This is a genomic window from Micromonospora sp. RP3T, from assembly GCF_003027925.1.
In the GTDB taxonomy this organism is placed as follows: domain Bacteria; phylum Actinomycetota; class Actinomycetes; order Mycobacteriales; family Micromonosporaceae; genus Micromonospora.
Genome location: NZ_PYPS01000027.1, coordinates 93,156 through 103,833, shown reverse-complemented (window position 1 = coordinate 103,833; position 10,678 = coordinate 93,156). Strand labels below are relative to the sequence as shown.

Genomic DNA, 10,678 nt, shown 5'->3' with positions numbered 1-10,678 from the left:
CGAACCTGGAGGGCAGGGGTCACCGGGGTGACCGGACGGTCTCGCTGCGGGAGCTGCTGGTGCACGCGATCGGGGAGTACGCCGCGCAGCAGGCCCGGGCCGCCGCCGCCGCGGCGGAGAAGGCCGCCGCGGCGACCAAGGCCGCCGGGGATGCCGCCGAGGCCTCCGGCAACGCCGCCGCCGCGGCCCGCAACGCGGTGACCAACGCCAACGCCGCGGCCGCCGCCGCGGAGGAGGCGAGCAACTACTCGCAGGCGGCCGGCTCCGAGGCGGAGCGGGCCCGCCGGGCCGCCGCCGAGGCACGCCGGCAGGCGCAGAACGCCGACCGCGCCGCCGACGCCGCCGAGTCGCTGGCCCGCCAGGCGGGCACCGCCGCGCGGCAGGCGTACCAGTACGCGATGAACTCGGCGGCACACGCCCGGGCCGCGGCGACGGCGGCGGATGCCGCCGCCGACCACGCGGGTGAGGCCGCGGACGCGGCCGCGGAGGCGACCCGGCACGCGGTGTCGGCCAAGTTGGCGGCCGACCTCGCCACCCAGGCGTCCGCCCAGGCGGCGGCCGTCGAGCAGACCTCCCGGCAGGCCGACGTGCTGCGCCTGGAACTCGACACCGAGGCGGCCGTGCAGGCCGCGCAGAAGGCCCGGGTGGCGGACCTGGACCGGCCGGTCGAGATTCCGTACGACCGGGCCGAACTCGACCGGGTCGACGCCGAGACGAAGCGGCTCCTGGACGAGGCCGCCGCGCCGGGCGCGTCGAGCGCGACGGTGCTGACCAGCGGCCGGAAGGCCGCGCTCCGGCTGCGGGACGTGGCCGGGCCGTGGACCCGGGCCGCCGCCGAGGACGCGCTCACCGGCACCGAGGCGGACCTGCGGGAGTTCCTGCGCACCGGTCGGCTGCTGGCCGGCGAGCAGGACGACCGGGCCCGGGTGCTGCACCTGGCCGAGGGCACCGCGAAGCCGGCGTTCAAGGACGCGGCGAAGACGGCGCTCAACGGCGACATCGCCACCGTGCGCCGGTTCCTCGCCGATCGCGCCTATCCGGGCAAGGAGACCGATGACCGGATCAAGGTCGGGCAGATCATGAACGCCGGTGGCAGCACCACCAAGCAGGCGGGTCAGGCCGCGCTGAACGGCACCGCCGCGGACATCGACCGGTTCCTGCGGGTGGGGCGCTGGGAGGCGGCCGAGGTGGACGACCGGATCACGGTCGGGCAGCTCATCACCGCGGGCGGGCCGGAGGTGAAGGCGGCGGGCCGGATCGCGCTCGAGGGGCCGCGCGGCTACCTCCGGTACTTCATCGACACCGAGCAGTACAAGGCGCGGCAGCGGGACCACGAGGCGGCCACCCACGCCGCCACGGTCAGCCGGCTGGTGGCCGAGACCGCCCAGTACGCGGCCAACGCGCAGAAGGACGCCGCCGACGCGGGCTACGCCGCCGCCATCGCCCGTGCCGCCCAGGCCGAGGCGGAGGCGTACGCGCGGGCCGCGAGCGCCTCGGCCAGTGAGGCCGCCACCTACGCCAACCAGGCGTTGCAGGCGGCGCAGCAGGCCAAGGCGTCGGCGGACCAGGCGAACGCCGCCGCGACGCGGGCCCGGCAGGCCGCCCTTTCCGCGCACCAGGCCGCGCAGTCGGCGCAGCGTTCGGCCTCGTGGGCCAACGCCTCGGCGGCCCGGGCCCGGGGTTACGCCGCCGCCGCCCAGGCGTCCGCGGTGCAGGCCCGGAACTCGGCGATCGACGCCGGCAAGGACGCGGTGCTCGCCGCGCAGGCGGCGATCGAGGCCCTGCAGATCGCCGTGCAGAAGCAGCGGGAGGAGGAACTGGCCCGGCTGGCCAAGGAGCTGATCGTCACGCAGGACGGCGACTACGACCCCACCACGCCGGGCGACAACGGGGCGTACGGGTCCAAGACGCCGCCGTGGAACGAGCCGACCGCGCTGCTGGAGATGCGGGCCCAGCTCTGGACCACCATGCAGGGCGTGTGCGCGATCACGAACCAGGCCTGCCAGTTGTGGAAGCACTACTACGGCGCCACCGGTGACGACTTCATCGTCAGCGTCGACCAGTACCTCAAGGACAACCAGTTCAAGTCCGCGGTCAACGGGAGCCTGGCGGAGATGCTCGGCTCGGCCGGCAGCAGGTGCCTGAGCAGCGGCCGGTCCAGTTGCACGTACGCGATCGACAGCATGTGGCTCGGGGTCAGCATGACGAACAACCTGGATTACCGGCTCGGGGTGCGTGGCGTCCAGTACCGGGTCAAGGGCACCGTGACGGTTAGCATCGTGGACGGGAAACCGGTCCCCAAGGGCTCCTACGGGGTGGACGTGTACAAGGACTGGAACTTCGATGCCGGCGAGGAGATCTGGGGCATCTCCTTCGACGACTACGCCGCGATGCACACCTACGGCGTGGCTCAGGAGTTCGCGGTCCGCGGGTCGAGCAGCACCCAGAACATCGGGTGAGCGGGGTGCGGGTGGGTAGGCGCACGCTCCGGTGGCTGCTCGTCGCCGTCGCGGTGGTGGTCGTCGGTGCGGTGGTCTTCGTGGTGCAGCACCGCGACCGCGCGCCGTTCGACGACCGCGCCTACCCCTCGAGCCGCTGGGACAGGTCGTTGGCGCAGTTGCTCGACCAGTTCCACGTGCGGCTGCCCGACTGCCCGACCGACGGCCTGCGGTACTGGTCCAGCGACGGCATCGACGATGACTTCTATCTCGCCTTTCGCGCCGACGCCGGTTGCGTGGACGCGTTCCGGGAGGCCAACGGGTTCGCCGAGCTGACCCCGCTGGCCGGCTCGGTGCTGGCGGACAATCGGGACGACCGGCGCCGGGAGTGGGGTTGGTACGACGGCGGGCAGTCGTACCTGCGCGGTCGGGTCCGTCCGGTGTCCGGCACGGAGTTGACAGTCGAGATGACCGATTCGGGTCCCACCCGGCAGGTGTATCTGCGAGGCGTCGAGTTCTGAGGCGGGACGGCGTGGGGCCGTCGCGACGTCGCTAGGACGTCGTGGCGGCCCCATCGCCGTCTTCCCAAACGGGTGATCGCGAGATTACATTGTCAACCATCCATGGGAGCGCTCCCGCGCCTCCGCGGTCCACCCCACCACCACCGCCGCACGGCGGCCGACCGGCAGCGTTCCCCGCCGCGTCGTGCCGCCGTGCGGCTCCCTCCACAGGAGCTCGCCATGCCCCGACCGACCCCGCCGCCGCGCGGTCGCCCGTCCCGCCGGCTGCTCGCCGCCGGCGCCGCGCTGGTGGCCGCGTTGGCGACCACCGTGCCGCTGCCGGCCGCCGCCGCGCCGGCCACCGCGTCCGCCCCGGCCGCGCAGGCCGCGCCCGCGTACAACTACGCCGAGGCGTTGCAGAAGTCGCTGTTCTTCTACGAGGCGCAGCAGTCCGGCCGTAAGCCGTCCTGGAACCGGGTCTCCTGGCGGGGCGACTCGGCGTTGACCGACGGCGCCGACGTCGGCGTCGACCTGACCGGCGGCTGGTACGACGCCGGCGACCACGTGAAGTTCGGTTTCCCGATGGCGTTCAGCACCACCATGCTGGCCTGGGGCGCGGTCGAGTACCGGGACGGTTACGTCGCCTCCGGCCAGCTCACCCACCTGCTGAACAACCTGCGCTTCGTCAACGACTACTTCGTCAAGGCGCACCCCGCGCCGAACGTCCTCTACGGCCAGGTCGGCAAGGGCGACGACGACCACAAGTGGTGGGGGCCGGCCGAGGTGCTGCCGATGGCGCGGCCCGCGTACAAGATCGATGCGAGCTGTGGCGGCGCGGACCTGGCCGGCGAGACGGCGGCGGCGATGGCCGCCTCGTCGATGGTGTTCCGTCCCACCGACGCCGCCTACGCGGACAAGCTGCTCGGCCACGCCAAGCAGCTCTACACGTTCGCCGACACGGTGCGGAAGTCGTACAGCGAGTGCATCACCGACGCGGCGTCGTTCTACAAGTCCTGGAGCGGCTACCAGGACGAGTTGGTCTGGGGCGCGACGTGGCTGTACCGGGCCACCGGCGACGCGGCCTACCTGACCAAGGCGGAGAGCGAGTACGACAAGCTCGGCACCGAGCCGCAGTCCACCACCCGCTCCTACAAGTGGACGCTGGCCTGGGACAACAAGCAGTTCGGCGCGTACGTGCTGCTGGCCAACCTGACCGGCAAGCAGAAGTACGTCGACGACGCGAACCGCTGGCTGGACTACTGGACCGTGGGCGTCAACGGGCAGCGGGTGCCCTACTCGCCGGGCGGGATGGCGGTGCTCGACTCCTGGGGCGCGCTGCGCTATGCCGCCAACACCGCGTTCGCCGCGCTGGTCTACAGCGACAAGACCACCGACGCGACGCGTAAGGCGCGCTACCACGACTTCGCGGTCCGGCAGGTCAACTACGCGCTCGGCGACAACCCGCGCAACTCCAGCTACCTGATCGGGTTCGGGACCAACTCCCCGAAGAACCCGCACCACCGCACCGCGCACGGTTCCTGGTGGGACAGCCAGACCGTGCCGGTCGAGACCCGGCACGTGCTCTACGGCGCGCTGGTCGGCGGCCCGTCGGCGGCCAACGACGCGTACAGCGACAGCCGGTCGGACTACGTGATGAACGAGGTGGCCACCGACTACAACGCCGGCTTCACCTCCGCGCTGGCCCGGCTGACCGGCGAGTACGGCGGCAGCCCGCGCGCCGGCTTCCCGACCGCCGAGACGCCGGACATGGACGAGCTGACCGTGGAGACCACGGTGATGCAGGCCGAGCCGCGGGCCACCGGGCTCAAGGCGGTCATCTACAACAAGTCGGCGTTCCCGGCCCGGGCGCTGACCACCGGAAAGTTCCGGTACTACTTCCGGCCCGACGGCACCGGCCCGGTGACCGTCACGCCCGGCTACACCCAGGGCTGCCCGTCGCCGTCGACGGCGAAGCAGTTCTCCGGCGACATCTGGTACGTCGAGGTCGACTGCACCGGCTACACCATCGCACCGGCCGGGCAGTCGCAGCACCGGATGGAGGTGCAGTTCAAGATCGGCGTGCCGGAGGGCGGCACCTGGGACCCGACGAACGACCCGTCGTACCAGGCCACCGCCGGGCCGAACCGGAAGGTGCCGCTCTACTCCGGCGGCGTGCGGGTGTGGGGCGACGAGCCCGGCCCGGCCACTCCGGACACCACCGCGCCGACCGCCCCCGGCACCCCGGTCGCCTCCGGCGTCACGGCCACCGGCCTGACGCTGAGCTGGGCCGCCGCCACCGACACCGGCGGCAGCGGCCTGGCCGGCTACGAGGTGACCCAGGCGCAGACCGGCAGCGACGCGCTGGTGCTGCGTCCGGCCACCACGAACACGCTCGCGGTGACCGGGTTGACGCCGGAGCGGACGTACCAGTTCACCGTGCGCGCGGTCGACGGCGCGGGCAACCGGTCGGCGGCCTCGGCGGCGCTGGCCGTCACCACGCCGGCCGCCCCGGCGCCGGACACCACGCCGCCGACCGCGCCCGGTACGCCCACCGCGTCGGCGGTCGGCCCGACCGGGCTCACCCTGACCTGGGGTCCGGCCACCGACGCGGTCGGGGTGACCGGGTACCGCGTCTACCGGGGCGGGACCGTGCTGGTCGGTTCCACCACCGGCACCACGCTGGCGGTGACCGGGTTGACCGCCTCCACCGCGTACACGTTCACCGTGGTCGCGGTGGACGCGGCCGGCAACGTCTCGCCGGCCTCGCCCGGCGTCACGGTCACCACCACGACCGCGCCGACCGGCGGCGGCTGCGCGGTGACCTGGACGGCGAACACCTGGGACACCGGGTTCACCGCGAACGTCACGGTCACCAACACCGGCACCAGCGCGATCAACGGTTGGACGCTCGCCTTCACGTTCCCGAGCACCGGGCAGAAGGTCGGGCAGGGCTGGTCGGCGAACGTCACCCAGACCGGCACGGCGGTGACCGCCTCGAACCTCGCCTACAACGGGACGCTGGCGGCGGGGGCGTCGACGAGCTTCGGCTTCAACGGCACCCACACCGGCACGAACCCGAAGCCCACCGCCTTCACCCTCAACGGGGCGGCCTGCACGGTCTCCTGACCGTCACCCGCAACGGGCGTGGTCGGTCACCGGATGTGCGTGACCGGCCACGCCGGGTTGCCGAGCGGGGAAATTTACTTCCGAAACTTTTCCGAAACTTGTTGTCCATTCGAACGGTCGATGAAAGCATCGATGGCATTAAATCCCTCAACTGAGACGTCCGGTCGTCCCCGCCCAGACGACCCGGGTGTTGGCCCACCAAGGAGGCCAAGGTGACAGTGAGTCCATCCGTTCATCGTGGCGGGCACTCGCGGCGGCGATCGCCCGCCGTCCGAGCGTTGCTCGCCGGCGCGGTCAGCGTCGTGACAGTGGCCGCGGTCGCGGTGATGATGCCGTCGGCGAACGCCGCGGCGAGCACGCTGGGCGCGGCGGCCGCGCAGTCGGGCCGCTACTTCGGCACCGCCATCGCGGCGAGCCGGCTGAACGACTCGACGTACAGCACCATCGCGGCGCGTGAGTTCAACATGATCACGGCCGAGAACGAGATGAAGCCGGACGCGACGGAGCCGAACCAGAACCAGTTCAACTTCAACTCCGGTGACCAGATCTACAACTGGGCCACCCAGCGTGGCCTGAAGGTGCGCGGTCACACCCTGGCGTGGCACGCCCAGCAGCCCGGCTGGATGCAGAACATGCAGGGCAGCACGCTGCGCAACGCGATGATCAACCACATCAACGGGGTGATGGCCCACTACAAGGGCAAGCTCGCCGCGTGGGACGTGGTGAACGAGGCGTTCAACGAGGACGGCAGCCGCCGCAACTCGAACCTGCAGGGCACCGGTAACGACTGGATCGAGGTGGCGTTCCGCACCGCGCGGGCGGCCGACCCGTCGGTCAAGCTCTGCTACAACGACTACAACATCGAGAACTGGTCGTACGGAAAGACGCAGGGTGTCTACCGGATGATCCAGGACTTCAAGTCCCGGGGCGTGCCGATCGACTGCGTCGGTCTGCAGACCCACTTCACCGGCGGCAGCTCGCTGCCGAGCAACTTCCAGACCACGCTGTCCAGCTTCGCCGCGCTCGGCGTGGACGTGGCACTCACCGAGGCCGACGTCACCAACGCCTCCACCAGCCAGTACGCCGGCCTGACCCAGGCGTGCGTGAACGTGCCGCGCTGCATCGGCATCACCGTGTGGGGCGTGCGCGACAGCGACTCGTGGCGCTCCGGCGAGAGCCCGCTGCTGTTCGACGGCGGCGGCAACAAGAAGGCCGCGTACACCTCGGTGCTGAACGCGCTGAACGCCGCCGCCCCGACCTCGGGACCGACCTCCGGGCCGACCACACCGCCGCCGTCCGGCGGCGCCGGCCGGATCATCGGGGCGCAGTCGGGCCGCTGCGTCGACGTGCCCAACTCGACACAGACCAACGGCACCCGGGTCCAGCTCTGGGACTGCAACGGCCAGTCGAACCAGCAGTGGACGTACACCAGCAACAAGCAGTTGATGGTGTACGGCAGCAAGTGCCTCGACGCGAACGCCAAGGGCACCGCGAACGGCACCGCGATCATCATCTACGACTGCAACGGGCAGCCGAACCAGCAGTGGAACGTCAACGCAAACGGCTCCATCACCGGCGTGCAGTCCGGCCGCTGCCTGGACGTCTGGGGCAGCGCCAACGGCCAGCAGATCCAGCTCTACGACTGCAACGGCCAGGCCAACCAGCAGTGGCGGACCGACTTCGGCGGAACCACGCCGCCGACCACGCCGCCGCCGACGACCACGCCGCCGCCGAGCGGCTGCGCGCTGCCGTCGACCTACCGCTGGTCGTCGACCGGCGCGCTGGCGAACCCGGCGAACGGCTGGGTCTCGGTCAAGGACTTCACCAACGTGGTCTACAACGGCAAGCACCTGGTCTACGCGTCGAACGTGAACAGCAGCGGACAGTACGGCTCGATGAACTTCGGCCTGTTCACGAACTGGTCCGACATGGCCTCGGCCAGTCAGACCGGGATGAGCCAGGGCACCGTGGCGCCCACGCTGCTCTACTTCGCCCCGAAGAACATCTGGGTGCTGGCGTACCAGTGGGGGCCGACGTCGTTCAGCTACAAGACGTCAAGCGACCCGACCAACGCCAACGGCTGGTCCGCGGCGCAGACGCTCTCCACCGCGAGCCTCCCCGACGCCCCGTACGGCGTCATCGACCAGACGCTCATCGGCGACGACCAGAACATGTACCTCTTCTTCGCCGGGGACAACGGCAAGATCTACCGGTCGAGCATGCCGCTCGGGAACTTCCCGGGCAGCTTCGGCTCGAGCTACACGACGATCATGACCGACTCGACCAACAACCTGTTCGAGGGCGTCGAGGTCTACAAGGTGCAGGGCCAGAACCAGTACCTCATGCTCGTCGAGGCGATCGGGAGCCAGGGGCGGTACTTCCGCTCCTTCACCGCCACCAGCCTGGGCGGCACCTGGACCCCGAACGCGGCCACCGAGAGCAACCCGTTCGCGGGCAAGGCCAACAGCGGCGCGACGTGGACCAACGACATCAGCCACGGTGACCTGGTCCGCAACAACCCCGACCAGACCAAGACCGTCGACGCGTGCAACCTCCAGATGCTGTACCAGGGCAAGAACCCCAGCGCGGGCGGCGACTACAACCTGCTGCCGTGGCGGCCGGGTGTGCTGACCCTGCAACGCTGACGGATCGCTGACCACCGGGACGTGCCCGGCACCGTGCGGTGCCGGGCACGCCCGTCGGTGGTGGCGCCGTCGGTGTGGCGTCGCCGACTCAGTCGGCCAGGTCGTCGGCGAGCAGGTCCATCAGCAGGGCGTCGTGCCAGCGCCCGTCGGCGCCCCGCTCGTAGCGCCGCATGATGCCCACCGGCCGGAAACCCACCTTCGCGTACGCCCGGATCGCGGCCGTGTTCGCCGCCGCCGGGTCGATGGTGAACCGGTGGTGGCCGTACTCGTCGGCCAGGTGCCGGGCCAGCGTCCGGATCGCGTCCCCGCCCAGCCCGGAGCCGCGTACCTCCGGGTCGAGGAAGATGTCCAGGCTGGCGTGGCGGTAGTCGGGGTCGGTCTCCGCGTACCACTGGATCGCGCCGACCAGCCGGCCCTCGTGCTCGATCACGAAGACGGCCAGCGCGTCGTCGGCCAGGTCGGCGCGGACCGCCTCGGCCAGGTCGTCGCCGCCCCGCCACCAGCGACGCACCTCCGGGGTGGCACGGATCGCGGCCAGCGCGGCCACATCGGCGTCCGTCGCCGGCCGCAGCGTCACCGTCCGCCCGCGCAGCATCGCGTCAGCCCCGCCGCTCGCCGTGCTCGACACAGACCGCCGACCATCCGGCCGGCACGACCTGCACCTTCATCCGTCGGCGGCAGGACGCGCACCAGCGCGGCGGCTCCCACACCCGCGCCGCCGCGCAGGCCGGGTGCGGGCCGGCTGCCACCGACTCGCCGCACCTGTCGCACCAGCGCGTCACCGCACCGGCGTCGTCGGCCGTGCCGGCGCGGTTGCCCACGTCGGCGTCACCGGCCGGCGCGTCGGGTCGGACCAGCTTCGTCACCGTCGCCTCACAGGGTCGCCGAGAGCGCCTTCACCGGCATCTTCAGGTCGGTCAGGAGTTGCAGGTCGTCGGTGGCCGGCCGACCCAGCGTGGTCAGGTAGTTGCCGACGATGACCGCGTTGATGCCACCGAGCAGGCCGTCGCGGGTGCCGAGGTCTCCCAGGGTGAGCTCGCGACCGCCCGCGTACCGGAGGATGGTGCGCGGCATGGCCAGCCGGAACGCGGCGATGGCCCGCAGCGCGTCCTTGCCCTCGACCACCGGCCGGTCACCCAGCGGCGTGCCGGGACGCGGGTTGAGGAAGTTCAGCGGCACCTCGTGCGGGTCCAGCTCGGCGAGCTGAGCGGCGAACTCGGCCCGCTGCTCCACCGTCTCGCCGAGACCGAGGATGCCGCCGCAGCAGACCTCCATGCCGGACTCGCGGACCATCCGCAGCGTCTCCCAGCGCTCCTCCCAGGAGTGCGTGGTGACCACGTTCGGGAAGTAGGAGCGGCAGGTCTCCAGGTTGTGGTTGTAGCGGTGCACGCCCATCGCGGCCAGCTCGTCGACCTGCTCCTGGGTGAGCATGCCGAGCGAGGCGGCGACCTGGATGTCGACCGCTTCGCGGATCGCGGCCACGCCCGCGCGCATCTGCGTCATCAGCCGGGCGTCCGGGCCACGGACGGCGGCCACGATGCAGAACTCGGTGGCCCCGGTCGCGGCGGTCTGCTTCGCGGCCTCGACCAGCGCCGGGATGTCCAGCCAGACCGACCGGACCGGCGAGGTGAACAGGCCGGACTGGGAGCAGAAGTGGCAGTCCTCCGGGCAGCCGCCGGTCTTCAGCGAGACGATGCCCTCGACCTCGACCTCCGGGCCGCACCACCGCATCCGGACCTCGTGGGCGAGTTGGAGCGCGGCCGGCAGGTGCTCGTCGGGCAGGTTCAGCACGGCGAGGATGCCGGCCTCGTCGAGGCCGACGCCGTTCTCCAGCACCCGGGTCCGGGCCTGGTCGAGGATCTCTGGCATGGCTCGTAACCTAACAGGCCGCCGGAAGCGCGGGAAACCGTCGTGAGCGGCCCGGCGAGCCGGGACCACGCCACGCCGGGGTCGCCCGCCCGGGTGGTAA

Annotated in this window: 7 protein-coding genes; 4 read left to right on the top strand and 3 right to left on the bottom strand. The window is 71.7% G+C overall.

Annotation, left to right across the window (positions count from 1 at the left end; translation table 11 throughout):
• The 4 genes from C8054_RS21565 to C8054_RS21550 form a co-directional block, all read left to right on the top strand.
• Nucleotides 1-2,459 (top strand): ALF repeat-containing protein (locus C8054_RS21565; RefSeq protein WP_107159455.1); only part of this gene is annotated, 2,459 nt, incomplete at its 5' end.
• A 5-nt stretch (nucleotides 2,460-2,464) separates the two neighbouring features.
• On the top strand, nucleotides 2,465-2,959 hold the full coding sequence (locus C8054_RS21560; RefSeq protein WP_146179950.1) for a hypothetical protein: 495 nt from the start codon (nucleotides 2,465-2,467) through the stop codon (nucleotides 2,957-2,959).
• A gap of 219 nt (nucleotides 2,960-3,178) precedes the next feature.
• The gene (locus tag C8054_RS21555; RefSeq protein ID WP_107159451.1) at nucleotides 3,179-6,064 is read left to right on the top strand and encodes a glycoside hydrolase family 9 protein; all 2,886 of its coding nucleotides are present in this window, start codon (nucleotides 3,179-3,181) and stop codon (nucleotides 6,062-6,064) included.
• A gap of 212 nt (nucleotides 6,065-6,276) precedes the next feature.
• Nucleotides 6,277-8,709, top strand: coding sequence for a non-reducing end alpha-L-arabinofuranosidase family hydrolase (locus C8054_RS21550; protein WP_107159449.1), 2,433 nt, complete (start codon nucleotides 6,277-6,279; stop codon nucleotides 8,707-8,709).
• Between the two features lie 88 nt (nucleotides 8,710-8,797).
• Here C8054_RS21550 and C8054_RS21545 read toward each other — a convergent pair whose 3' ends face one another.
• Genes C8054_RS21545 through bioB form a run of 3 tightly spaced genes read right to left on the bottom strand, consistent with a single transcriptional unit; the run spans nucleotide 8,798 to nucleotide 10,578 of the window.
• Nucleotides 8,798-9,304, bottom strand: coding sequence for a GNAT family N-acetyltransferase (locus C8054_RS21545; protein ID WP_107159482.1), 507 nt, complete (start codon nucleotides 9,302-9,304; stop codon nucleotides 8,798-8,800).
• A gap of 4 nt (nucleotides 9,305-9,308) precedes the next feature.
• Nucleotides 9,309-9,530, bottom strand: a complete 222-nt coding sequence (locus C8054_RS21540) for a hypothetical protein (protein ID WP_199199868.1) — start codon at nucleotides 9,528-9,530, stop codon at nucleotides 9,309-9,311.
• A 52-nt stretch (nucleotides 9,531-9,582) separates the two neighbouring features.
• A complete protein-coding gene (bioB, locus tag C8054_RS21535; protein ID WP_107159447.1) occupies nucleotides 9,583-10,578 on the bottom strand; it encodes a biotin synthase BioB in 996 nt (331 codons plus the stop codon).
• Nucleotides 10,579-10,678 lie beyond the last annotated feature (100 nt).